Genomic DNA, 25533 nt, shown 5'->3' with positions numbered 1-25533 from the left:
GGCTTTGGATTGGATAGGATCAGTAAGAGATTTTCCGAAGAAATTCGGAAAGAATAAAATCACATTTTTAAAAAGGTACGTCGCTGTCGTCATCATTTAGATCATCATTCATTGAGCTTCCAAAAGCTTCATCGGCACTGGGAAAATGGCCGGTAGTAAAGCTCATATCTCCAGAGTCATTATCATTCATTTTCGAATGAAACTCAGACGGAGAATCAAAGTCATCTAAGTTATCGAATTTACCTAAATGACCAACAAATTTCAACCTAATATTCTCAAGACCACCATTCCTGTGCTTGGCCACAATGAATTCTGCCTGCCCGTCTGTAGGAGAACGCTCTTCATCATCCCACTCCTCGATTTTATAATATTCGGGACGGTAAATAAAGGAAACGATATCGGCATCCTGCTCGATCGCTCCAGATTCCCGAAGGTCACTCAAAAGTGGTCTTTTTGAACCTCCCCTGGTTTCCACGGCACGGGAGAGCTGGGAGAGCGCGATTACCGGTACATTGAGTTCCTTTGCCAGGGCTTTTAAGTTTCGGGAAATGGTTGAAATTTCCTGTTCCCTGTTTCCACCTTTTTGGCTACCACCGGCCGTCATCAACTGCAGGTAATCAATCACAATCAATCTAATTCCATGTTGTGAAGCCAGTCTTCTAGCTTTCGCCCTTAAATCAAAAATTGAAAGGGAAGGAGTATCATCTATAAAAAGAGGGGCTTTTTCAAGGCCTTTTACTTTTACGTTAAGCTGTTCCCACTCGTGTTTTTCAAGGTTTCCTGTACGAAGTTTTTCTGAAGACAATCCGGTTTCTGAAGATATCAAACGAGTGATCAACTGTACCGAGGACATCTCCAGGGAAAAGAAAGCCACGGGAATATTCTGTCCAACAGAAATATTACGGGCCATAGAAAGCGTAAGTGCTGTTTTACCCATACCGGGACGGGCAGCAACAATAATAAGGTCACTGGGCTGCCAACCAGAAGTGAGTTTATCCAGTCTTTCGAATCCTGACGGAATTCCCGAAAGTCCCGATTTATTCGAAATTTCCTGAATCTTTTTCTTAGCCTGCATTACAAGATCCTGAGCAGTCTCTGAAGATCTTTTGATGTTCCCCTGGGTTACTTCGTAAAGTTTGGATTCTGCAGTGTCTAAAAGATCAAAAACATCTGTTGTTTCATCATACGACTCCTCAATGATCTCGTTAGAAATCTTAATCAAACTACGCTGAATATATTTCTGAAGAATGATCCTTGCATGAAATTCAATATGGGCAGAAGATGATACTTTTTGAGTAAGCTGTACCAGGTAAAAATCGCCACCCACCTGCTCGAGTTTTTGATCTTTCCTTAATTGATTGGAGACCGTTAATAAGTCGACCGGTTCTGAGTTTTCAAAAAGCTTAAAAATAGCTTCAAAGATATGCTGGTGAGCACTTTTATAGAAAACGTTGGGATGTAAAATATCGATAATTTCGTCAACCCCTCTTTTATCGATCATCATAGCTCCAAGCACAACTTCTTCTAAATCAACAGCTTGCGGAGGAATTTTTCCTTTCTCGAGATTGATGACATTCCCGGGACTGTAATTGATATTTTGTGGGGCTTTGACTTTTTCCATATTACGAAAGTAGAAAAATAGAGTTTAGTACTTCGTTGAAAACAGCTTTACTTAGTTCACAGTTTATGAACATTTTAACTGTTGACAACTTTAATTATTTGTTGATAAGGCCAAAAAAATCCGAAGGATTACTCTTCGGATTTTTTTCTTTCTTATGTAGTAAGGATTTAACCTTTAAAGACTCCCATTTGGGAATACTTATTCATTCGTTTTTTCGTCAATTCTTCTGGTGATAAGTTTTTAAACTCACCATAAGCTTCAGAAATGGCATTCTTAACAATTTCAAAAGTCATTTCCCTGTTGCTGTGGGCACCTCCAACCGGTTCCTTGACGATCTCATCAATAAGCTTTTGCTTTTTCATATCCTTGGCGGTAAGTTTTAAAGCATCGGCTGCTTTTTCTTTAAACTCCCAGCTTCTCCATAAAATTGAAGAACAGGATTCGGGCGAAATTACAGAGTACCATGTATTTTCAAGCATTAGTACCTTATCTCCCACTCCAATTCCAAGGGCTCCCCCACTTGCTCCTTCTCCAATAATCACAACGATAATTGGCACTTTTAAGCGGGTCATTTCAAGAATATTTCGGGCAATAGCCTCTCCCTGTCCACGTTCTTCGGCTTCAAGGCCTGGATAAGCACCAGGAGTATCTACGAAAGTCACTACAGGGATACCAAATTTCTCAGCAGATTTCATAAGCCGCAGGGCCTTGCGATAACCTTCTGGGTTTGCCATTCCGAAATTACGATACTGGCGGGTTTTGGTATTATATCCTTTTTGCTGACCAACGAACATATAACTTTGATCCCCAATTTTTCCAAGACCTCCAATCATGGCTTTGTCATCCTTTACATTTCTATCCCCGTGAAGCTCAAGAAATGTGTCACCACAAATAGCATTAATATAATCAAGAGTATATGGACGGTTTGGATGCCTGGAAAGCTGAACCCTCTGCCAGGCAGTAAGATTCTTATATATTTCCTTTTTGGTCTCGTTTAGTCTTTTTTCAATTTGACGACAAGTGGCGGTAACATCCACATCACTTTCCTGACCAATAGCACAAGCCTTTTGGTATTGTTCTTCCAACTCCTTTATAGGTAATTCAAAGTCTAAATATTCCATAATGAGTTATGGGTTGTTTTTAATTAGCTTACAAATATAAGAAACTTAAGAGGTAGGTTTTGGCTGTTTTTTGAATTTTCTCCTCGTCTTTAAAATGCCGTTCATAATCACTGTGGCTAAGATAATTACAGCCCCGTAATAGAACCCTGGATCCATTGCTTCATCACTTCCAAAGATCCAAAATGCAAGAAGAATTCCATAAACCGGTTCCAAATTGATCGTAAGCATAATGGTATAAGGACTTAAATGTCGCATAACAGCTACAGAAGCTATGAAAGCATAGGCAGTACACACCGAAGCCAAAATGATAAGATAGGTCCAGTCCATAGCCGAAACATTGAAAAACTCACTGCTGAAACCTGCCGTACTACTTTCAAAAAATGACATTATAAGCAGATATATAGTTATGGCTCCTGTACCAGTGAGCAGTTCGTAAAAAGAAATAACCGAAGCATCTTCCTTTTGTGCCAGTTTTCCATTGATGAGGGAAAAAACTGCCGAAAGAAATGCAGAAATCAAAGCAAGAAGGATTCCCAGGACATATTCTGTCTCTACCTTAAATATAATGTAAAGACCGCAAATTACAATGATGCCAAAAAGGATCTCATACCATATTACCTTCCGTTTATAAAATACAGGTTCCAGGATTGAAGTAAAAAAAGCCCCGGTAGAAAGCAATGCCAGTGTAATAGAAACATTGGATACTTTAATGGCTCCAAAAAAAGTAAGCCAGTGAAGCGCAATTATCATCCCGGCAATCAACATGACAAGGACCCGTTTTGGTGCAAGACGTAATTTTTTCTTCTTCCATTTGATCCATAAAAAAATAAAGCCACTCGCCATTAACATCCTGTACCATACCAGCGGCACGGCATCCAGCGTAATCAATGCTCCCAAAACAGCGGTGAATCCCCAGATAAACACAATTAAGTGAAAATGCAGGTAAGCTTTAACTTTATCGCTTAGCATTCCAGAGCAGGTAAACAGCTAAAATTCCGAAGAAAATATTGGGAAACCATACGGCCAGAAGAGGAGAGAAAGTACTCTGCTCGGCAATTGTACCAAAAACCTTGTCCATAAATATAAAAACAAAGGCAAGGGTTATACCCAGTGCCAGGTTCACTCCCATTCCCCCACGGCGTTTCATCGAAGAAACGGCAACTGCAATTACGGTAAGTATATAGGCAGAAACCGGAAGGCTCCACCGTTTATAGGCCACAACCTTATAGCGGTTTATATTCCCCGAACCACGACCTTTTTCCTGCTCGATAAAGGCTTCAAGTTCATTATAGTTAAGAGTCTCCGCCATATAAGATACCGGTGTGAGTTCATCAAAATCAAAAGGAAGAATGGTGTCTTTACTTATTTCTGAGATCAATTCATCTTCTTCCTCCCCAATTATTCTTTTATTATAGTTGGTCAAAGTGTAGGTTGAATCTTCTTCATTTAATTTTAACCTGGTTGCGCTAATTTTAAAGAGCATTTTATTCCCCTCAAAATGTTCTAAAGTGAAGTTTTGAGCTGAATTAATTCGGGGCTGAAAATGGGAGGCGTAAATATATTCATTATCGTTGATCTGCCTGTAGACATCACTGGTCTCCTGCACTTCGCTTCCCTTTTTTAAGTAAGTATATTTAAATTCATTAAACCCCTTACTGGCAGTTGGAGCAAGGTACATTCCCATGACAAGAGCAGCTGCACAAACAATTGTGGACCCTATCAAATAAGGCCGAAGAAACCGCCAGAAGGAAACCCCACTACTTAAAAAGGCAATAATTTCTGTATTCTGAGCAAGTTTAGAGGTAAACCATATAACCGAAAGAAACAGGAATAAAGGAAAAAGCAGGTTGGCAAAATAGATCGTAAAGTCGATATAATAATTCACCACCTCCAAAAATGGCACTTCATTCTCCAGGATCTTATCTATCTTCTCGGCCAGGTTCACAGTTATACCAATTGGTATAAAGAGGAGCAACATTAAAATGAATGTTCCCAGGTATCGCTTTAATATGTACCAGTCGAGGATCTTCAATTTAGAGACGTTTGTTCATTTGCTGTACCATCATATTTTTCCAGGAGGCAAAATCCCCGGCTAAGATATGTTTTCTGGCTTCACGAACCAACCAAAGGTAGAAGCCGAGGTTATGCATGGTAGCAATTTGCTTGCCAAGCAATTCATTGACCGAAAACAAATGTTTTAAGTATGCTTTGGTGTAGTAAGTATCGACATAAGTCATACCGCTGTCATCAATAGGAGAAAAGTCATCTTCCCACTTCTTATTCTTGATGTTAATGGTGCCATGGGCAGTAAAGAGCATTCCATTTCTGGCATTTCTGGTTGGCATTACACAATCGAACATATCTACTCCCAGGGCAATATTTTCCAGAATATTAATTGGGGTTCCAACTCCCATAAGATAACGCGGCTTTTCCTTAGGAAGGATGTTGGTCACGATTTCGGTCATGGCGTACATTTCTTCTGCCGGCTCCCCTACTGAAAGTCCGCCGATAGCATTACCCTCAGCCCCGGCTGCAGCTATATATTCAGCCGATTGTTCTCTTAGGTCTCTATAAGTACTCCCCTGTACAATAGGGAAAAGAGCCTGTGAATAGCCGTAAAGTGGCGGCGTCTTATCGAAATGGGTTATACATCGATCCAACCAGCGATGGGTACGATGCATGGAGTTCTTTGCGTATTTGTAATCGCATGGATATGGTGTGCATTCGTCAAATGCCATAATAATATCTGCTCCAATGCTTCGCTGGATCTCCATAACATTCTCGGGGGTGAAATTATGGTAGGATCCATCGATGTGCGATTTGAATCTCACGCCTTCTTCTTTGATCTTTCGTCTTTCAGAAAGAGAATAGACCTGGTACCCGCCACTATCAGTAAGTATATTACGGTCCCAGTTCATAAATTTATGAAGTCCGCCGGCCTTTTTCAGTATCTCGGTTTGAGGCCGCAGATAAAGGTGATACGTATTTCCTAAAATTATATCGGGGTTTACCTCTTCTTTGAGGTCCTTTTGACTGATTCCTTTTACAGTAGCTATGGTTCCCACCGGCATAAAGATGGGGGTTTCGATAATTCCGTGATCTGTAGTTATAACTCCGGCACGTGCACTGCTGCCGGGATCTGTCACTGCTAATTCAAATTTCATAGAAGATTTTAATGGGCGCAAAGATAACCAATTTAAGTACGAAGTTAGAACTTAGAAGTACGAAGTCAGCAGCAGGATTAATTACCACCTCGAAGACCAATTGTTCACAAGGGCATTTGTGACTTTTTAGCGTAGTTTTCCATTTTCCACCTATCCACTTTAACTCTCAACCATTAATTCTTCACAACTTTTGAAAAGAATAGGCATGAGTTGATTTCCAAAGCGTTGATAAAATAGTATTTTTGCAGCACATTTAATTAAATCCAGATGCCAAACACACAACAACTAGAAGATTTTGTCTCCCAGGTAAGAAGGGATATTGTAAGGCAGGTCCACAAAGTAAATTCCGGACACCCGGGAGGATCTTTGGGCTGTGCCGAATTTATCAGCGTACTCTATCAGGAGATGATGGATCGCAAAGAAGGATTTGACATGGATGGGAATGGAGAAGATTTGTTCTTCCTTTCCAATGGTCATATTTCCCCGGTATTTTACAGCGTTCTTGCCCGAAGCGGATATTTTCCGATAGAGGAACTCAACACTTTCAGACTTATCAATTCAAGATTACAGGGCCACCCTACAACACATGAAGGACTACCGGGAGTAAGAATTGCATCGGGATCTTTAGGCCAGGGACTATCTGTGGCCATTGGTGCTGCAAACACAAAAAAGATAAATGGAGATAAGCACCTTGTTTACTCACTTCACGGTGACGGGGAACTTCAGGAAGGTCAAAATTGGGAAGCCATCATGTATGCAGCTGCCAAAAAAGTTGACAACCTTATTGCCACTGTAGATCGAAATCATCAACAAATTGACGGCTGTACAGATGATGTTTTACCTATGGGAGACATTACAGCAAAATTTGAAGCCTTTGGCTGGGATGTTCTTGAGATCAAAGACGGGAACAACATTTCTGAAGTTATTAAAGGATTAGAGGAAGCTAAAAGCCGCACAGGAAAAGGAAAACCTGTAGCAGTAATAATGACTACTGTGATGGGACATGGCGTAGATTTTATGATGCACACTCACAAGTGGCATGGAGTTGCTCCAAATGATGAGCAGCTGGAAAAAGCTTTGGCTCAAAACCCAGAAACTTTAGGCGACTATTAACAGATGTGAGAATTGAGATATGAGATCTTAAATAAGGTCTGTTTCAAACTCCTAAAACAATGCTTTTAATATTTTCCGCCTGCTGCCTTCAAGCCAGCTGCGGAAGAAAAAGTTTAAAAAATGAAAAAATATACCAATACAGGAAGTAAAGATACCCGCTCGGGATTTGGCGATGGCCTTACCGAGCTTGGAAAAAATAATCCTAATGTAGTTGCCCTTTGTGCCGATCTTACAGGGTCTTTAAAAATGGGAGATTTTCAAAAGAATCATCCAGAGCGTTTTTTCCAGGTAGGAATAGCTGAAGCTAACATGATGGGAATTGCCGCCGGGATGACCATTGGTGGAAAAATTCCTTTCACGGGAACTTTTGCCAACTTTTCAACCGGAAGGGTCTATGACCAAATAAGGCAGTCTATAGCTTATTCAGACAAGAACGTAAAGATCTGTGCTTCTCACGCGGGACTTACCCTGGGAGAGGACGGTGCAACGCACCAGATCCTTGAAGACATCGGTCTTATGAAGATGTTGCCGGGGATGACAGTGATCAACACCTGTGATTACAATCAAACGAAAGCTGCTACCATTGCAATTGCAGAGCACCATGGCCCTGTATATCTTCGCTTCGGAAGGCCAAAGGTTGCCAATTTCACTCCTGAAGATCAAAAATTTGAAATCGGAAAAGCAGTTTTGCTGAATGAAGGTAAAGATGTAACTATCATTGCCACAGGCCATTTGGTTTGGGAAGCACTACAAGCTGCCGAAGAACTTGAAGAAAAAGGAATCTCGGCTGAAGTGATCAACATCCACACCATAAAACCTCTTGATGAAGCGGCAATTTTGGCTTCAATAGGAAAAACCGGATGCGTTGTAACTGCCGAAGAGCACAACTTCCTTGGCGGACTCGGAGAAAGCGTAGCACGAACTTTGGTTCAAAATCATCCTGCTCCGCAGGAATTTGTTGCTACTATGGACACTTTTGGTGAAAGTGGAACCCCCGAGCAGCTTATGGAAAAATACGGATTGAATGCTGCTGCTATTGTAAAAGCTTCAGAAAAAGTGATCAAGAGAAAATAATTATCCAAAATCTCTTAATTTTAAAGCCTCTCTAAAATGACATTTTGGAGAGGCTTTATTTTTTGAGCAAATAAAATAATCCAACAACCGTTTTAAAGCTATAACCTAAACAAACCTTTTATGAAAAAGTACCTAATAATTTTAATGTTTGCAACAACTTCCGCAGCAATGGCACAAAGTGGATTCGGAGTTAAAGGGGGCCTCAATTATGCCGATAATGGAGAGATAACCTACAACGATGTTACAAATGCCGGTGAAGACGTCCTGGAAGGCGGAGAAAGCAAAATGGGATATCATTTTGGTATTTATTACGAAGCAAATATTCTAGGTTTTTTTCTAAGGCCCGAGCTGGTGTACACCACTACAAAAAGCTCCTACCAATTCAACCAGCAGGAGGCAGATTATAATGTATCTAAAATCGATCTTCCAATATTAGTGGGCACAAAAGTTTTTGGCCCGGTAAGGATATTTGCAGGCCCAAGTTTACAATACATTGTTGACAATGATTTTGAAGGTTTTGAACTGGGAGACGTTAAGGATGAATTTACTATTGGCGCACAATTGGGTGCAGGGATCCAGCTGGGTAAATTGGGCCTTGATGTGAGATATGAAAGGGCACTTAAAGAAAACGAAGCCGAATTCATGATTCGTGACGGTGGTGGCGTAGAATTAAAAAGAGTTGATACCCGTCCAAGCCAAATCATTTTTGGTCTCTCCCTTAGTTTATAGACCACAAATTTGAATATCAAAAAAAGCCCCTTTCGGGGCTTTTTTGATTAATTGTCAGGATCCAGATAATCTGGTGTTCCATCCCCGTCTACATCGGGATAGGGAAAAATAATATTTCCTTCTTCATCAGATATTTCTTCAAGGGTGGGAATAAAATCCCCGTCATCATCTCTATCCAAATAATTTGGCGCGTTATCCCCATCTGTATCATCATTTATAAGTCTTTTATCTTCATCAAGATCTTCCATCCATGAAGGAATTCCATCCCGGTCATGATCTGCCTCATTAACCCTGTAGAGATTAAAGGTAAAGACCAAAGGACTATAGGAAGGAATATCTCCCTCAAAGGAACTAAAATAACCAAGTCCCGATGGAAGGAACATTGCACCAATGCCGTAATCATTACTCCATTCCACGCTATTGTCTGGCAATACCTCAAAACTGGACGCACCACGAAACTCGGTCATGGCCTGTCCAAAACCAGGAATTGTCTGGGTGAGATCGAACCAAACAGGACTTTGAGAAGAATCAAAAACATTCCTGTTAAGTAAAGAACCTTCATAGGAAACATAAGTTGAATCACTAAATTTTGGTTGCGGTTGCTCACTTGCACCTTCCCGTACCTTTAGAACGTAGTAAGTATACTCTACTCCTTCATAGTTAAACTTCTTTGTCTCCAGCAACGGTGACTGGCTTAAAGGAGTTTTACCGGCATTTTCAGCATTAATAGTGTCAATTTCTATCCTGTAGTCAAAACCTTCAGGGGCGGTTTCAAACTCCTCGTAATTATAAAAATGCGTATCAAGATATTCATCCAATGCAGCCTGGTCCTTCAACTCCTGTTCTCCCCTGTCTCTTGGAGGAACAACTTCGGGACCATCATCATCCTTTTCACATGAAAGCATAAACACAGCTGTAAAAAGATATAAAAACAAAAGTTTATTCAGTTTCATCAATAGGTAATTTAGGGCCGCAAGATACAATATTCTTGTATTTTTGCTGAAGATAGACCGATTTTTACTGTACAAATATGAGAGTAGATAAATTTTTATGGTGTGTGAGATATTTCAAAACCCGAAGCGTTGCAACAGAGGCGTGCAAACAGGGAAAAGTAAGAATGAATGATGCCATAGTTAAGCCATCCAGAGAAGTTTATCCTGCAGATAAGATACAGGTAAGGAAAAATCAGATCAACTACCAGATAGATGTACTGGATCTTCCAAAGAGCCGGGTGGGAGCAAAACTGGTGAATCTCTATATCACAGATATCACTCCCAGCGAAGAACTTGAAAAAAGAGAGCTCCTTAAATATTCACAGGATTATTACCGGAAAAAGGGAACGGGAAGACCAACCAAAAAAGACCGCAGGGAATTGGATGACTGGTTCGATCCCGAAGCTGATGAGGATTAATAAAATTACATACCCAATTACTATCTTTGAAAAAAACATCCCATGGAGAATAATTCTGTTTTGATCCTGAACAATGAGCAGATCAACCATAAGATTAAAAGGATCGCTTACCAGATATACGAAAGCAATGTAGACGAAGAACAGATCATCCTGGCAGGAATTGCCAAAAGTGGTTTTGAGCTTGCACAAAAACTCCAGGCAGAACTTGAGAAGATCTCAGAACTTGAAGTATTGCTTTGCGAGGTAAAAATAAATAAGAAGAATCCGCTGGAGGAGATCACCACCAGCCTGCCCCCCGAGGATTACCGTAATAAGGCTCTTGTATTAATTGATGATGTCCTTAACTCGGGTACAACTTTGATCTATGGAGTACGGCATTTTTTGGATGTACCCCTTAAAAAATTCAAGACTGCAGTTCTCGTGGACCGGAGTCATAAAAATTATCCCGTAAAAGCCGATTTTAAAGGGATCTCTCTCTCCACTTCTATTCACGAGACGGTTAAGGTGCATTTCAATAAAGATGCTGCCAGAGTGGAACTAATTTAGCTTTTCACTTATTTCATGCACGATCTGTTCTACAGATTTTTCATCGGTTGAAATGGTGAGATCACTTTGGTTATAATAGAAGGTGCGCTCAAATAAATGTTTTCTAATAAAATCTTCCAGCACCTCGGGAGTCTTAAGATCCTTTATTAACGGCCTGCTATCCTTTTCTTGAATTAATCTTGCCTTTAGCTGCAGTAAGCCTGTCTTTAGATATATTAAAGTGGTATTGGGTGCATCTTTAATGAGCTGAAGGTTTTTTCCATAACACGGGGTTCCTCCTCCCAGTGAAAGAATGAAACTTCTTTCCTGCTGCAGAAGCTTTTTTAGCACTTCTCCTTCCCTTCTTCTAAAGTAAATTTCACCCGATGTCGAAAAAATTTCAGGAATAGATTTATTTTCTTCTACACTTATTTCATTATCCAGATCAATAAAATCCATCGACAAATGAGCGGAAAGAGCCTTTCCAACCGCTGTTTTTCCGGATCCCATATAACCTGCGAGAATTAATTTCATACTTAAATATATGATTTAGAAGGAGTTTAACCCCAAGTTTAAATTGATGGTCAAATTTATGTCAATTTGTTCTTGAAAAATAAATTAATGTGGGTATATTTGCACCCGCATTAGCAAAAATGCAACAAAGAAGATCTGGTAGCTCAGTTGGTAGAGCATCTCCCTTTTAAGGAGAGGGTCCTGGGTTCGAGCCCCAGCCAGATCACAAATTAATGTTCTGATCTTTCTGGGCGAGAAGCCTGTCCCGAGCAGCTGAACGAAGTGAAGCGTGTCGAGGGAAGCCCCAGCCAGATCACAAATTAAAGTTCTGATCTTTCTGGGCGAAAAGCCTGTCCCGAGCAGCTGAACGAAGTGAAGCGTGTTGAGGGAATCCCCAGCCAGATCACTTCGAGTTCTTTATATATTGACCTGGTAGCTCAGTTGGTAGAGCATCTCCCTTTTAAGGAGAGGGTCCTGGGTTCGAGTCCCAGCCAGGTCACTTATTTAATACAAGATTCTGCAAGATATTTCACGCCTTATTATTCGGGCACGCCTTAAATTATAGAAGATCTGCTGGAAAGGTGACATCCAGGTTTTAGGTGAAAAGAAATGATCTTATCAGAATCAATTTTTCTCTGGTTGTTTTACAAATCTTCTTTGTTTTTCAACTAAAAAAGTTCAAGGTCACTTTTTTTATTATTTGATTTCTTAAAAATGTACCTACGGGTTGGTTAATGAAATCTTAAAGAATGCCCAGGTGCTGGAACTGGTAGACAGGCATGGTTGAGGGCCATGTGTTCATTAGAGCGTGCGGGTTCGAGTCCCGCTCTGGGCACTTTCTCCAAATTAGAAAACTCCATCTTTTTCTTAGCGAATTCTCTTACAATCGTTAAGATTTTTCACTTTTCTTACTCAACTTCTTACACAAAGCATAAATTTCTGTTAATCACTATCTTAGCATCTTCATGAGAAGAAATAAAGATTACATTTATCATAGATAATTACTCTTTAAGCAAAGAAAGATGCAATTTCAATTATACTCTCAGCTGTTAAAATTAGATCTATCGAACGATGATCTTCTTCAAATGTATTATGTTCTTTATTACGATCTTAAAGAGGAAGATAAAGACATGGCGGAGAATATTGCTAAATTGATAGAGATTAGAGAAAAAGCCAAACTGGAGTTAAGAAAGCTTCTGTTTAACATAAAAAATTCAATCCAGACTTCCACTGTTGGTACTGCCGTCTTGAATTTTTTACCTGTCTTTCTTAAGCTGGATTACCTAGCCCGCAACACCTTCAATAATTTAAATTTGAAGGCATGTTATGAAAAAGAGAAAAAAAATATTAAATTGTACTACGAAACACTTTATAATCAGGACATTCCATCCTCGACTCTTGATGTTCTTTTTAAACACAAGAATAAGTTGGAATCCCTACCATAAATTAAATAGATGAGAACAAATAGTAATTTTTACTGGGGGGCAAAAATTACTTGATGAATCCTCCGGAAATAAACCTCCGGAGTTCTCATCTACTTTTTAAAAGCAATTCTTCGGAGTTGCTTTTTTCTTTTAAATACTTTTTATAGAAAAGAAAAACTCCCGCGGTTGCGGGAGTTTTATTTATATTCTTAAATCATCTTCTTCTTAAGCAGCGTTCTGCTTTTTGATAAGGTTAAGGGCAGAACCTTCTTTGTACCACTCAATTTGAGGCAGGTTGTAAGTATGATTCGCCTTAATGGTATCCTTTGAGCCATCTGCATGCACGATCTCAATCGTTAATTGCTTATCTGGCGCAAAACCTTCAAGATCTATAAAATTAAAGGTATCATCCTCCTGGATAAGATCATAATCGCTCTCATTTGCAAAAGTTATCCCGAGCATACCTTGTTTCTTCAGATTCGTCTCATGTATCCTTGCAAAAGATTTTACCAGTACTACTTTTACTCCCAGGTGTCTTGGCTCCATTGCAGCGTGCTCTCTGGAAGATCCCTCTCCATAATTATGGTCTCCCACCACTACAGTAGGTATTCCTGCTGCCTTATATTTACGCTGAGTGTTTGGCACTCCATCGTACTCGCCGGTGATCTGGCTCTTTACGAAATTTGTTTTCTTGTTAAAAGCATTTACAGCTCCAATCAAACAGTTGTTTGAAATGTTATCCAGATGTCCTCTAAATCGCAACCATGGTCCTGCCATAGAAATATGGTCTGTTGTACATTTTCCAAAGGCTTTGATTAGGAGTTTAGCCCCCATCAGGTTTTTACCGTCCCACGGCTCAAATGGCTCGAGCAACTGTAACCTTTCAGAAGTTGGACTAACTTTTACTTCAACACTCGCACCATCTGCCGTTGGGGCAAGATAGCCAGGATCCTCAACATCAAATCCTTTAGGTGGCAATTCTAAACCTGTAGGCTCATCAAGCTTAACATGTTCCCCATCTTCATTAAGCAAAGTATCTGTAGTTGGATCAAAATCCAGCCTACCCGAAATTGCAATTGCTGCTACCAGCTCAGGGGAGCCAACGAAAGCATGAGTATTGGGGTTTCCATCTGCTCTTTTTGAGAAGTTTCGGTTAAAAGAATGCACTATAGTATTCTTTTCCTCTCCCTTGCGGTCGCTCCTATCCCACTGTCCAATACAAGGTCCACAGGCATTGGTGAAAATAGTAGCATCAAGATCTTCGAATATTTTTAAAAGACCATCTCTTTCCGCAGTAAAACGAATTGTTTCAGATCCTGGATTGATCCCAAAATCAGACTTCGCTTTTACTTTCTTATCTACTGCCTGTTTAGCAATAGAAGCGGCACGGGTAAGATCTTCGTAAGACGAATTGGTACAGGAACCAATAAGTCCCCAGTCAACATTGATAGGCCAGTCATTCTTTTTAGCCTTCTCTCCCATTTCAGAAATTGGAGTAGCAAGATCTGGAGTAAAAGGTCCATTAAGGTGCGGTTTCAATTCAGAAAGATTGATCTCGATCACCTCATCGAAATACTGTTCTGGGTTTGCATACACCTCATCATCTCCCGTAAGGTGTTCTTTTACTTCATTGGCTGCATCTGCAACATCTGCACGATTGGTGGCTCGCAAATATCTGGCCATTGACTCATCGTAACCAAAAGTAGAAGTGGTTGCCCCAACTTCTGCCCCCATGTTACAAATAGTACCTTTACCTGTGGCCGACATTGATTGGGCGCCTTCCCCAAAATATTCTATAATTGCCCCGGTTCCCCCCTTAACAGTAAGGATACCTGCAACTTTTAAAATTACATCCTTTGGAGCAGTCCACCCCGAAAGTTTTCCAATTAGCTTCACACCTATTAATTTCGGGAATTTAAGTTCCCACGGCATCCCTGCCATCACATCAACAGCATCTGCACCACCAACACCAATAGCAACCATTCCCAGTCCGCCGGCGTTAACGGTGTGCGAATCTGTACCAATCATCATTCCTCCCGGAAAAGCATAGTTTTCCAAAACTACCTGGTGAATAATTCCCGCTCCCGGTTTCCAGAAACCAATTCCGTACTTATTGGAAACAGACTCCAGGAAGTCAAAAACTTCGTCACTGGATTTCTTTGCACTTGGCAAGTCAAATTGAGCTCCAAGTTTTGCCTGGATAAGGTGATCACAGTGAACTGTGGTAGGAACTGCAACATTCTTCTTCCCTGCCTGCATAAATTGCAGTAGAGCCATTTGTGCGGTAGCATCCTGGCAGGCGATCCTGTCTGGTGCAAATTCTACATAATCTTTACCTCTGGTAAATTTTTGAGAAGGTTTTCCATCCCAAAGATGGGAATAAAGGATCTTTTCTGAAAGAGTCAAAGGTTTTCCAACGATCTCACGTGCAGTATTCACCCGCTCGCTCATCTGGCTGTAAACCTTCTTGATCATATCAATATCGTAAGCCATATCTTGTTTAAATTTTTATACTGAAGTGTTGCAAAATTACGAATTCCCGACCGAATTAAAAAATCATTACAAAACATGAAAATTACCTAAAGATAATTTAATGATTCCTGAAAATAGGCTGCAGAAAAATAAGCTAATGACACAAAATTAGCATTAAAATAAGAAAATGATAAAAATGAAGAAATATTTAATCTTTTCTAAAGATCGAGGTTCTTATATGCTGCAGCTTTTTCCGTTGAAAGAGATATAAGGCAGGCGCAATCCAGGGCATGATAAGCATAGAAATCAGCCAAAAGGTTTTGTTGAAGATTTTAGTATTGATCATGTCGAACAAAAGAAAAAGCCAAAACCCGGTGAGAAAAACAAAGCTCATTGTGGAAAGGAAGGTAAAACTTTGCCAATCAAGAAAATTGGCCCCAGATCTATACCACAAGAACTGGCAGGCAAAGAAAACTACGATCACAGGTATTTTAAATTTCGCCAGAAAATTTATCATGGAATAAATATACTAAAAGATCTTAGAACAAGCTCTTTATAATCTCTTCTTCAGAAATTCCTTCAGCTTCGGCCTTGTAATTCTTGATCACCCGGTGCCTTAGAATTCCGTAAGCCACTGCCTGTACATCTTCAATATCGGGAGAAAATTTACCATGAACAGCTGCATTTGCTTTGGCTCCTAAAATGAGGTTTTGGGAAGCTCTTGGTCCCGCACCCCAATCAACATACTCTTTTACAAGCGCCGTTGCTCTTTCTCCTGCAGGACGCGTTTTTCCAACAAGGTTAACAGCATACTCCACCACATTGTCGGCTACAGGAATTCTTCTAATTAAATGCTGAAAATCCACAATCTCCTGCGCTGTAAAAAGAGAGTTGATCTCTGTTACCTCATCACCCGTGGTACTTTTCACAACCTCTATCTCCTCTTCAAAAGAGGGATATTCGAGTTTGATCGCGAACATAAATCTATCGAGCTGCGCTTCTGGTAATGGATAGGTCCCTTCCTGCTCAATAGGGTTTTGGGTAGCCAGTACAAAGTAAGGAAGGTCCAGCTTATAATGCTGTCCCGCCACCGTCACTGCCCGTTCCTGCATGGCTTCCAGTAATGCTGCCTGTGTCTTGGGAGGAGTCCTGTTGATCTCATCGGCAAGGATGATATTTCCAAAGACAGGACCTTTTATAAATTTAAAATGCCGGTTTTCATCCAGGATCTCAGATCCAAGGATGTCACTCGGCATTAAATCTGGTGTGAATTGAATTCTTTTGAAATTGAGCCCCAATGCCTGCGCAATGGTATTGACCATAAGGGTTTTAGCAAGGCCGGGTACTCCAATAAGCAACGAATGACCCCCTGAAAAAACAGATAAAAGTATCTGGTCTACCACCTGCTGCTGTCCCACAATCCTTTTGGCAATTTCACGCCTTAATTGTTGGTGCCTGTTGACCAGATTCTTTACTGCCTCTACATCTGTCATACCTCGAAAATAGTATTTTTAGTTCTTTAGCCAGTTGCTGGAGAATTCGCAATCTCTATATTCTCCATTCACCTTGACATAGGTTTCTTCAATCTTCTCTTTTTGCCATTTTTCAATAGCCTCCAGTTGTTTGTCCCTCAAGGCGAGTTCTTTGATCTTGTTGTAGTCCTGGGCATAATTAGCTTTATGTTCAGAATACCTGTTGGTCACGGTAATGATCTTGTAAAATGGTCTACCGGTATTGTCCTGATCTGTAAGAATAGTTGAAACCTCTCCTTCTTTTAGGTTAACGACCTTCTCATAAAGCAAAGGATCAATTTTAGTAAGTTCAAATCGCGTATCTCCGGTGGTAGGATTTACTAATTTCCCGCCACTCTCACGGGTTTCCTCTTCATCGGAAACTTCTTTTGCTGCATCGGCGAAAGAAATCTCATTATTAGTAATACGTTCTCTAACATTATCGATCTTATTAAAAGCCTCCTGTTTTGTTTCTTCAGAAACATCGGGAATTAAAAGGATATGACGCACGTCTACGACCTGTCCCCGAATTTTTTCAACCGTAAGAATATGGTATCCATAAATAGTTTTAAAAGGCTTACTCACTTCCCCTTCCTGAAGAGAGAAAGCTGCATCTTTAAATTCCTTTACAAAAGGATCTTTTCGCGAGAGGGAAATTTTACCTCCAGATGATCTTGATGATGTATCATCTGAATACAAAACAGCCTTGGTAGCAAAACTTGCACCATTTTCAAGCACATCTGCTCTCATTTCGTTAAGACGATTGATTATCTCTGTTTTTTCTTCCTGCGGAATTTCAGGTTCTACCACAATTTGTGCGATCTCAACCTCATCTCCAAACACAGGGCGTTCATCTTCAGGAATATCGGTAAAAAAAGCTCTCACCTCTTCAGGAGTTATTTCAACCGCATCAACAATTTTGCGTTGCATTTCTGAAGCAAGTCTGTTTTGCTTATTGATCTCGAATAGTTCGGCTCTAAATTCAGCTTCACTATCCTTTTTGTAGAATTCAAGCACTTTTTCAAGAGAACCTACCTGCTGGGTCATATAAGCCAGCTGTTGATCTATATTGGCATTGATCTCGGCATCAGATACCATGATACTATCCTGTATTGCATGATGTGCATATAGCTTGTTTTCCATTAAACGTCCCGCAAGATTACAATTGGTAACATCCTCTGTGGAAACGCCCTGGCTTTGAAGCTCAAGATACATCTTGTCGATATCGCTTTCAAGAACGACAAAATCTCCAATAACTGCAGCCACGCCATCTACTTTAAAGCGACCGCTCCTGTCATTTATCTTTTCCTGGATCTCAGCTTCAATCCCAATAGCAGTACTATCGGTAACTATCACTTCCTGCGACTGTATGTTGCCCCCGCTAAAAATAAGCAGCAACAGTCCTAATGATTTAATTATAGATTTCAAATTCGTCATTTTTAATAGCATCTTGTGTAATGTCTTTTTCTAATTTCTTAATGAGATCCAGCTTTCTTTTATTAAGCAGTATCTGTTTTATACCCGGCAAAGAATATTCAATAGGCGCCTGTTCATTGCGAAGCCTAACATCCTCAACAGAGATCAAATATACTCCTAATGAGTCTTCAAGCTGCATAAAATTCTTATTTTTTAAGAATTCGGGATCGTCCTGAGGGCTCAAAGGCCGTATTTTATCGTAAACCTGTTTTGTCTTCACCCAAACCGAATCATTCAATGAATAGGAATTAAACTGGATGGCCATGTCGAGAAGGGCTATTTTGTCCTCCTCATTAAACCTGCGGAAGCGGGTTTTTATGGTTTCAAAATCACTGTTGTTCTTGGTAATATTAATATATCTCACTTTTACAAGGTTCTCATTGAGAATAAAATTCTCCCCGTTCTCCTCGTAGTAGGCTTCGGCTGCTTCACGGGTTATATTTGTATCCAGTTCGCGTCCCACGATCGCATCTGTATAAGCCTTTGCATATAGTTCATTCTTGTAGTTCTGCACCAGGCGATCAAATTCGGCCTGCTGTTCTCCACTTAAGTTTACCCTGGCCCTGTCAAGAAGTAGCTTCTGAGTGGCCCAGCGGGTAATGAAATTATTTATAAGTAAGGTGCTGTCTTCGGCTGAAGTATTTTCGGAAACCAGGGGAGCAACATCATCTCTGTAAAGATAGGCATCATTCACGCGGGCAATCACTTCCTTTTCCTCGGGTTCGTTCAGGAAATTGCAGCTTCCGGTCAAAAAGCCCAAAAAAACTAGTGAGAAAATTCCTTTTTTTATTAACAAAGTATTTTGAAATATTATTAATTGCCAAAAATACAAATTCCAAAGAGTATACCAACCTGCACGTCAAACGAAAGAAAATTCGAAAAAGTATATTTTTGGCCCGGCTTTGGTAGAGAAGCAAAACCTAAAACAACAGCAATGCCCGAAGAAAGAAAAATAAAACTCATCTGGGATTTTCGCGGACCCGATGCCGAATCGACTGCCGCCCATCATGCCATCCACCTGCAGGAATTTGTAAATACCTCTCAATTAACAATGAATGTTGTTGGTTCAGAAAAAATTTCTGAAGCTCATGTCATTGCTTTTCTTGTAGTTACCGATAGTGAAATGCGTCCAGTACGGGATGCTCTAAAACCCCATCGCGGACAGCTATATGAAGAATAGAAAAAAATAATTTCTTAAAATCTTCATAAATGCCTCTGCTCCTTTATATTTGCGAAAACCAATATCAAATCATGAAAAAATATCTTTTAGTTTTAAGTCTTGCTTTATTAAGTATTTCAGCTTTTGCCCAGTCAAAGATCGGAACCATAGATGCCGAATATATCCTTAATCAAATGCCCGAAATGGCAGAGGTTAATGAAGGCCTGAAAACCTATAATACCGACCTTCAAAAAGAATTGGAATCGAACGTTGCAACATATGAAACCCTTGTAAAGGATTATCAGGCGAACAACACCACCCTTTCTGAAGAAGATCGAACAGCCAAAGAATCTGAGATCATTAATCTTGAAAATGATATTAAGAACTTTCGGCAAAAAGCTACTGTCATGATCCAAATGAAGAGAAATGAACTTACCCAGCCTCTTTACGAGAAGATCAATGAAGCTATGATGAAGGTGATTAAGGAAGAAAACTATACGCAGATCTTCCATGCCGGTGGAAATGACCTGGCTTATTCTTCCCAGGATTCTGACATTACCCTTAAGGTCCTGAATATTTTAGGGATTGAAGTAAAGGAATAAATTAGTGGTCAGTGGACAGTGGTCAGAAGTGAACAAGTGTGCAGGCCAATAGTTGCTTGTAAATCATTGACATTGCTAAAAAAAGGAGGGTCTCAAAAATGACATTTTTGAGACCCTCCTTTTTTTATTTTCTTAAAATCTGCTCCTGGTCAGATCAACTTCGATAGAGGAGATTTATCACTACTACCGTATCAAAAAACCCAAAATAAACTTCAAATATTTAAGTCCTGATTCTTGGCTCTTGCCTCTTGGTTCTTTATTTTTAAACTACCTGCTGTAGTTTGGTGATTCTTTAGTAATAGTCACATTGTGCGGATGACTTTCATTAATACCGGAAGCAGTTATCTTCACGAATTTTGCTGTTTCCTGGAGCGTGGCGACATCTTTTGCACCGCAGTAACCCATTCCGGCTCTAAGACCCCCTATGAACTGGTGAATACTTTCGTAGAGGTCTCCTTTATAAGGAACCCGTCCCACGATCCCTTCTGGCACCAGCTTTTTGATATCATCTTCCACATCCTGGAAATATCGATCTTTAGATCCCTGCTTCATGGCTTCTACAGAACCCATTCCGCGGTAGGATTTAAATTTCCGTCCTTCGTAGATAATGGTTTCTCCCGGGGATTCTTTTGTACCTGCCAGTAAAGATCCAAGCATCACACAATCTGCCCCTGCAGCAAGCGCCTTGGGAATATCACCTGTATATCTTATTCCCCCATCGGCAATCACAGGAACTCCGCTTCCTTTTATGGCGGCAGCCACTTCAAGTACAGCTGAAAACTGTGGAAAACCAACTCCCGCCACTATCCTGGTTGTACAGATAGATCCGGGTCCTATTCCAACTTTTACGGCATCTGCCCCGGCTTCTACAAGATATTTGGCAGCTTCGGCAGTTGCGATATTTCCAACGATAACCTCAAGGTTTGGAAATTTTTTCTTCACTTCTTTCAGCACAGTAACTACGCCCCTGGTATGTCCATGAGCCGTGTCGATCACTATGGCGTCCACTCCTGCATTTACCAAGGCTTCAGCCCTTTCAACAGCATCTCCGGTCACCCCAATAGCGGCTGCAACGCGAAGTCTTCCGTAGGTATCTTTATTGGCAATTGGTTTTTGAGTAAGTTTAGTGATGTCCCGGAAGGTTATTAGACCAACCAGTTTATCTTCAGAATTTACTACGGGAAGTTTTTCGATCTTGTTCTGCTGTAATATCACTTCGGCCTCTTCAAGGGAAGTCCCTTCGGCTACAGTAACAAGATTTTCAGAAGTCATCACTTCTGAAATTGGCCGGTCATTGTTCTTTTCAAATCTAAGGTCACGGTTTGTAACGATGCCCAACAATTTTCCTTCTTTGTCCACAATAGGAATTCCCCCAATGCTGTGCTCCCGCATATTTTCTTTTGCATCACGCACCTTTGCGGTAATAGGCAAAGTTATAGGATCAATGATCATCCCGCTCTCGGCCCGCTTCACTTTTCGAACCTTAAGCGCCTGCTCTTCGGCAGTCATGTTCTTATGAAGTACTCCAATTCCTCCTTCACGCGCCATGGCAATAGCCATACGTGACTCGGTAACTGTATCCATAGCTGCGGAAACTATAGGCACATTTAACGTGATGTTGCGGGTGAATTTTGACTGAATTTTAACTTCGCGGGGAAGGATTTCTGAAAAGGCAGGGACTAAAAGTACGTCATCGTAGGTAAGTCCTTCGCCCAGTATCCTGGAGGTGTGTGCGATCATAGCAATTAAGATTTAATTGCGTGCAAATATACATCCTTTATGCCACAAAGCAGAAGTATTCTAATTTTAATTTGCTTTTCTTCAACCAGAAACAAAAGTCGCTACAACTTCATTTGCAGAGAAGTGTACCAGGTCAAGGGTTGCGCCGGAATAATTCCCGGGCCCGGGTATCCTGTCGCCCTGTTTGTAAAATAGGAATTATCGAGCAGGTTGTTAATTCCCGTTTCCAACCTGAAGATCTTATACTTGTAGGATAGCGATAAATCCATAATACCATATGCAGGAATTGCACCTTCGATCCCACGTTGGGAATCACTCTTTACCTGGGGCGCATTGGTCGCATCTGTAAATTGTTTTGACAAATAGGTATATTGAAGGCTTCCCAGGAAATTCCTAAATCCAAAATCCACTCCTGTTTTCACATTTACTGCAGGTATAAATTCAACCTGGTTCCCCTCCACATTGTTCCTATCTGAACTAGTATATTCAGATTCGGTAAAAGCCGCATTCACAAATGCACCGGCTATATAATCATCTGCCCCCTTAAAAAAGGTGTTTTTGATGTTCCAGTCTGCAAAAGTTTCAAGACCGTAAATAAAAGCATCTCCAATATTTCCACGAAAACGCACCGCTGTTGCAGGCACAAAATCTTCGCCAATCCGTTCGTTGTATTGAAGGGCAAAGACGCTAAGATCATAAGAAAGAAATTTTTTCAATCTCCCCCTCACCCCAATATCGGCCGTAAAGCCTTCTTCATCACTAATATCCGGATCCAGTTTAAAAACCGGGTTTACTACCCGAATATCATTAAAAGTCACAGAGCGATAATTTTGAGAAATATTCCCGTAGATCTCTGCTCCCTCCAATTCATAACTGGCTCCAAGCCCCAGCAGAACAAAACTCCGTTCAAACTGTCTGTTGTCCTGCAGCGTTTCGTTTTTTAAAATATTCCCGGCAAGGTCCAGCTGAATATCTTTGTAGCTTCCTTCGCTTTGGGTGTTTATATATTCGAACCTAAATCCCGGAGTAACAGAGAATTTTCCGGTTAAGTTGAAGATGTTCTCTCCAAAAAACGCAATGTTCCTGTTTGGGAAAACAAATTCGGACTGTCTTGTGTAATTTGGAAATTGTTCTGCTGCGAACGTAAAATCAGGACCTGAAGCTGCAGTTCCGGGGCCTTGCCGCTGCTCATTTTTGGCAGTGTAGTATTTACTTCCTAAAAGCAGGACCGACTCCTCATCAAAAAGGTTATATCTCGTGAGAATTCTTGCTTCTGCCCCCCAATTGTTGAAGTTGTCTGTTAAAAGCTCTCTTGCCTCCAATGGATCATCTGCTTGTGACACCCTGTTTTGGCGAAAGCCCAGGGCTTTTCTCGAAGCATCCAGGCCGAAGAAATTAAATGTGAAATCGGTTTTTTGAGAGAATTTATGTTCAAATTTAAGAGCCCAAAGATTCCAGTTGACATCAAACCAATTTCTCTCCCTGTTACTAAAATCGGGATTTTTATAAAACTGAAAATCGGTTAAACCTCCCGGCTGCTGAGCGAGATAATCGAGAAAAGTGTACTCGAAAGAAACTTTTGTATCCTCGCTAAATTCCCATCCAAAATGGGCAAATGCATTGTGGGATTCATATCCTGAATTTTCTCTGAATCCATTCCCTGATTTATAGTTATAATAAGTGTAGTAACTAAACTTCCCTACAGTCCCACTCAGGCTGTTGAAGCTGGTGAAGAGGTCAAAGGAGCCGACAGATTGCCTTGTCACCAGCTCAATTTTTTTATAAGGATTGGGCTTCCTGAATTTGAAATTAATAAGTCCGCCAAACTGTGTTCCATACTGCAGGGAAGCCGCCCCACGAATCACCTGGATCTCGCTAAGGGCTTCTGCGGGAGGAGTGTAATAACTTTCAGGATAACCCAAAACATCTGCAGAAATATCATAGCCGTTTTGGCGGGTATTGAAGTTCTGGGTTCGGTTGGGATCCAGCCCGCGCCCCCCAATATTCAGCTGTAGACCGGCATCACCATTGTCATAGATGTTTAGTCCCACCACCTGATTGTAGATCTGACGGGAGTTGTTGGCAGCAAGATTTCCGGTGATCTCTTCCATAAGGACAACTTCAGATTTCTTCCCTGCATAAATGGCTGTACCTTCAACCTTTTTAAGATTACGAAGCGCAAAAATCTCCTTTCGCCTTTCTATGAGGACTACTTCAGAAAGAGTTTCTGCCAGGGGAGCAAGTTCGAAAACAATCTCCCTGTCTTCTGAAAGTTCAATTTTTCTCTCCAGTACTTGAAATTGATAACTAAAGATGGCCAGATCATAATTCCCGGCGGGTAGATCTTCAATAACAAACCTTCCGTTTTCATCGGTAGTAATAAGATTTCCTGTAGTTCGGTTATAGATCTCTGCATCGGGCACAGGAGCCTGGGTTTCTGAAGAGATAATTTTTCCGCTTAAAGAAAACTGCGCCACAGCACTAAGGGAAAATAGTGAACAAAGTAAAAAACTAAAGACCTTTGATGGTATCATTAAATGGTAAAATAAAGGTTTTTTGCCTGAACGTGTCCTGATGTTCAAGCAAATTGACCCGGGGGTTTATAAAGGGGGTACTTTTTCTTCCATTGAGGGCGACGTGGCTATCCACATAAACCTCAACCTGCTCAATTCCTTTTTTTCTATAATGATCGCCAAGAAAATGAGCGTACTGAAGAATAAAATCGGGCTGAAAAGACATTTGTTTTTCCTGGAAAGGAGTTAGAAAATTGCCATTATTGACATAGAAGCTTTTTCCATTCTCCCTGTCGACGATCCTGAACTGAGCATAACCGGCTTTTTCCATCAACATCACTCTCCAGGAAAACCTGAAGCCTTCTTCTGTCCAGAACAGCTCTCCCGGATATAGCAGGTACCGCCACGGAAAAAGGAACTGGATCAAAAAGAACAAGCTGAGAAAAGAAAGCAATATTTTTCGCTTTTTTGGAAGGTAATGGAAGGTTTTGGCATTGTCAAAACGAGATTTTGAAATTTTGATCAAGCTAGAAATTTTTTGAAGGATCTTATGGTGTAAACCGGTATCAAAGAAGATGAGGGCACTCACGATCATGATATAAGGAAACATTCCGATTGGAAAGAGTATCCTTGTTAACACATGGAAAACAACGACCAGCACAAATGCAAGACGCCGTGTCTTCCTAAAAAATAAGAGAAAAGGAATGGCCAGGTCGTAGATCATCCCTGTCCAGCTAAAAAAATAATGAACCCATTCCTGCTGCAAAAGATCACCCAGGAGAGGAAGGTCGTAATTTGACGGAAGCCAGATCTTTAAAGGCATAGCCCTAAAAAGCCAATCTGAATTTATTTTCGCCAGCCCGGCATAAAAGTACACCATGGCTAATAGTAATTTGATGCTGTCGATGCACCAGGAAGGCACCCTCTGAAATGCCTTTTTTGGATCTCTATAAGCGTCTACTGAAAAATATGAAGATGCAGGTAAGAATATCAGAAGAAATCCAAGGATACTTATAAAATAGTAATGATTGAGGTAAGTGGTCTTATCCATGAGCTCGATATAGGTGAAGCTCAGGAAAAAAGTAATTGTGGCTAATCTGTATTTATAGCCGAAAGCGATCATTAATGCGGAAATCCCGCAAAGAAGGAAGAGAATATAGGTGAAATTCCCCAGTGGCTTAACCCATTCAAAGCCGTAGTAAGAAAAGAAAAAATCGGGAGCGATATAAAGTTTTTCGATCCAGCCGTTAAGCCAGAACCGAAGGATACTGCCAAACATCATGATTCCAAAAAAAATTCGGAAAACCGCTAAAGGAGCGGCTTCCGAATCTTTTCTAAAATAGTTTGAGATCAAATTGTTCATTA

The 25533-nt window shown here is 40.6% G+C and carries 23 protein-coding genes and 3 tRNA genes; 11 read left to right on the top strand and 15 right to left on the bottom strand.

Features of this window, described 5'->3' with window-relative positions:
* Positions 1–67: 67 nt before the first annotated feature.
* The 5 genes from dnaB to tgt all read right to left on the bottom strand — a co-directional run bounded on the left by dnaB (position 68) and on the right by tgt (position 5906).
* Positions 68–1621 carry a replicative DNA helicase gene (dnaB, locus tag OU683_RS12290; RefSeq protein ID WP_268138704.1) on the bottom strand — a complete coding sequence of 518 codons (1554 nt, stop codon included), beginning with the start codon at positions 1619–1621 and terminating at the stop codon, positions 68–70.
* 167 nt (positions 1622–1788) lie between these two features.
* Entirely contained in the window at positions 1789–2742 is a 954-nt protein-coding gene (locus tag OU683_RS12285) for an acetyl-CoA carboxylase carboxyltransferase subunit alpha (RefSeq protein ID WP_228912881.1), read from the bottom strand.
* A gap of 45 nt (positions 2743–2787) precedes the next feature.
* Positions 2788–3711 carry a DMT family transporter gene (locus tag OU683_RS12280; protein ID WP_268138702.1) on the bottom strand — a complete coding sequence of 308 codons (924 nt, stop codon included), beginning with the start codon at positions 3709–3711 and terminating at the stop codon, positions 2788–2790.
* Positions 3698–4774 carry an LptF/LptG family permease gene (locus OU683_RS12275; protein ID WP_268138700.1) on the bottom strand — a complete coding sequence of 359 codons (1077 nt, stop codon included), beginning with the start codon at positions 4772–4774 and terminating at the stop codon, positions 3698–3700. The genes OU683_RS12280 and OU683_RS12275 overlap by 14 nt, the downstream gene beginning before the upstream one ends.
* A gap of 1 nt (position 4775) precedes the next feature.
* Positions 4776–5906 (bottom strand): tRNA guanosine(34) transglycosylase Tgt, encoded by a 1131-nt coding sequence (tgt, locus tag OU683_RS12270; protein ID WP_268138698.1) that lies wholly within the window; start codon positions 5904–5906, stop codon positions 4776–4778.
* A gap of 267 nt (positions 5907–6173) precedes the next feature.
* Between tgt and OU683_RS12265 the strand changes: the two genes are divergently transcribed.
* The 3 genes from OU683_RS12265 to OU683_RS12255 all read left to right on the top strand — a co-directional run bounded on the left by OU683_RS12265 (position 6174) and on the right by OU683_RS12255 (position 8822).
* Entirely contained in the window at positions 6174–7019 is an 846-nt protein-coding gene (locus tag OU683_RS12265) for a transketolase (RefSeq protein WP_268138696.1), read from the top strand.
* 120 nt (positions 7020–7139) lie between these two features.
* Entirely contained in the window at positions 7140–8093 is a 954-nt protein-coding gene (locus OU683_RS12260) for a transketolase family protein (protein ID WP_268138694.1), read from the top strand.
* A 120-nt stretch (positions 8094–8213) separates the two neighbouring features.
* On the top strand, positions 8214–8822 hold the full coding sequence (locus tag OU683_RS12255) for an outer membrane beta-barrel protein (protein ID WP_268138692.1): 609 nt from the start codon (positions 8214–8216) through the stop codon (positions 8820–8822).
* 47 nt (positions 8823–8869) lie between these two features.
* Here OU683_RS12255 and OU683_RS12250 read toward each other — a convergent pair whose 3' ends face one another.
* A complete protein-coding gene (locus OU683_RS12250; RefSeq protein ID WP_268138690.1) occupies positions 8870–9775 on the bottom strand; it encodes an FKBP-type peptidyl-prolyl cis-trans isomerase in 906 nt (301 codons plus the stop codon).
* A gap of 77 nt (positions 9776–9852) precedes the next feature.
* Between OU683_RS12250 and OU683_RS12245 the strand changes: the two genes are divergently transcribed.
* Positions 9853–10233: an RNA-binding S4 domain-containing protein gene (locus OU683_RS12245; protein ID WP_268138688.1), complete on the top strand. Its 381-nt coding sequence runs from the start codon at positions 9853–9855 to the stop codon at positions 10231–10233.
* Positions 10234–10275: 42 nt separating this feature from the next.
* A complete protein-coding gene (locus tag OU683_RS12240; protein ID WP_268138686.1) occupies positions 10276–10779 on the top strand; it encodes a phosphoribosyltransferase family protein in 504 nt (167 codons plus the stop codon).
* Here OU683_RS12240 and OU683_RS12235 read toward each other — a convergent pair.
* A complete protein-coding gene (locus OU683_RS12235; protein WP_268138683.1) occupies positions 10771–11292 on the bottom strand; it encodes a shikimate kinase in 522 nt (173 codons plus the stop codon). The two genes, OU683_RS12240 and OU683_RS12235, sit on opposite strands and share 9 nt — an antisense overlap.
* A 132-nt stretch (positions 11293–11424) precedes the next feature.
* Between OU683_RS12235 and OU683_RS12230 the strand changes: the two genes are divergently transcribed.
* The 4 genes from OU683_RS12230 to OU683_RS12215 all read left to right on the top strand — a co-directional run bounded on the left by OU683_RS12230 (position 11425) and on the right by OU683_RS12215 (position 12716).
* A tRNA-Lys gene (locus tag OU683_RS12230) sits at positions 11425–11497 on the top strand.
* 200 nt (positions 11498–11697) lie between these two features.
* A tRNA-Lys gene (locus OU683_RS12225) sits at positions 11698–11770 on the top strand.
* A 252-nt stretch (positions 11771–12022) separates the two neighbouring features.
* Positions 12023–12106: transfer RNA gene (locus tag OU683_RS12220), tRNA-Leu, on the top strand.
* Positions 12107–12293: 187 nt separating this feature from the next.
* Complete coding sequence (locus OU683_RS12215; protein ID WP_268138681.1) at positions 12294–12716, top strand: hypothetical protein; 423 nt, start codon at positions 12294–12296, stop codon at positions 12714–12716.
* A 204-nt stretch (positions 12717–12920) separates the two neighbouring features.
* Here the strand turns inward: OU683_RS12215 and OU683_RS12210 are convergent, their stop codons facing one another.
* The 5 genes from OU683_RS12210 to OU683_RS12190 all read right to left on the bottom strand — a co-directional run bounded on the left by OU683_RS12210 (position 12921) and on the right by OU683_RS12190 (position 18914).
* Entirely contained in the window at positions 12921–15188 is a 2268-nt protein-coding gene (locus OU683_RS12210; RefSeq protein ID WP_268138679.1) for an aconitate hydratase, read from the bottom strand.
* Positions 15189–15375: 187 nt separating this feature from the next.
* Entirely contained in the window at positions 15376–15684 is a 309-nt protein-coding gene (locus OU683_RS12205) for a hypothetical protein (RefSeq protein WP_268138677.1), read from the bottom strand.
* 22 nt (positions 15685–15706) lie between these two features.
* Positions 15707–16660 carry an AAA family ATPase gene (locus OU683_RS12200; protein WP_268138675.1) on the bottom strand — a complete coding sequence of 318 codons (954 nt, stop codon included), beginning with the start codon at positions 16658–16660 and terminating at the stop codon, positions 15707–15709.
* Between the two features lie 18 nt (positions 16661–16678).
* A complete protein-coding gene (locus OU683_RS12195) occupies positions 16679–18127 on the bottom strand; it encodes a peptidylprolyl isomerase (RefSeq protein WP_268138673.1) in 1449 nt (482 codons plus the stop codon).
* Positions 18090–18914 (bottom strand): peptidyl-prolyl cis-trans isomerase, encoded by an 825-nt coding sequence (locus OU683_RS12190; RefSeq protein ID WP_268138671.1) that lies wholly within the window; start codon positions 18912–18914, stop codon positions 18090–18092. The genes OU683_RS12195 and OU683_RS12190 overlap by 38 nt, the downstream gene beginning before the upstream one ends.
* 57 nt (positions 18915–18971) lie before the next feature.
* Between OU683_RS12190 and OU683_RS12185 the strand changes: the two genes are divergently transcribed.
* Together OU683_RS12185 and OU683_RS12180 are read left to right on the top strand one after the other, a co-directional pair.
* A complete protein-coding gene (locus OU683_RS12185) occupies positions 18972–19334 on the top strand; it encodes a hypothetical protein (RefSeq protein WP_326493553.1) in 363 nt (120 codons plus the stop codon).
* Between the two features lie 71 nt (positions 19335–19405).
* Positions 19406–19915: an OmpH/Skp family outer membrane protein gene (locus OU683_RS12180; RefSeq protein WP_268138669.1), complete on the top strand. Its 510-nt coding sequence runs from the start codon at positions 19406–19408 to the stop codon at positions 19913–19915.
* 267 nt (positions 19916–20182) lie between these two features.
* Here OU683_RS12180 and guaB read toward each other — a convergent pair whose 3' ends face one another.
* The 3 genes from guaB to OU683_RS12165 form a co-directional block, all read right to left on the bottom strand.
* Positions 20183–21655, bottom strand: coding sequence for an IMP dehydrogenase (guaB, locus tag OU683_RS12175; RefSeq protein ID WP_228912862.1), 1473 nt, complete (start codon positions 21653–21655; stop codon positions 20183–20185).
* Positions 21656–21756: 101 nt separating this feature from the next.
* Positions 21757–24189: a TonB-dependent receptor gene (locus OU683_RS12170; protein ID WP_268138667.1), complete on the bottom strand. Its 2433-nt coding sequence runs from the start codon at positions 24187–24189 to the stop codon at positions 21757–21759.
* Complete coding sequence (locus tag OU683_RS12165; protein WP_268138665.1) at positions 24167–25531, bottom strand: HTTM domain-containing protein; 1365 nt, start codon at positions 25529–25531, stop codon at positions 24167–24169. Before OU683_RS12165 ends, OU683_RS12170 begins: the two co-directional genes overlap by 23 nt.
* Positions 25532–25533: the final 2 nt, after the last annotated feature.

This window comes from Salinimicrobium sp. TH3 (genome assembly GCF_026676115.1).
In the GTDB taxonomy this organism is placed as follows: Bacteria; Bacteroidota; Bacteroidia; order Flavobacteriales; family Flavobacteriaceae; genus Salinimicrobium.
The sequence above is the reverse complement of the archived record's forward strand: the minus strand, read 5'-3'. Positions and strand labels throughout refer to the sequence as shown.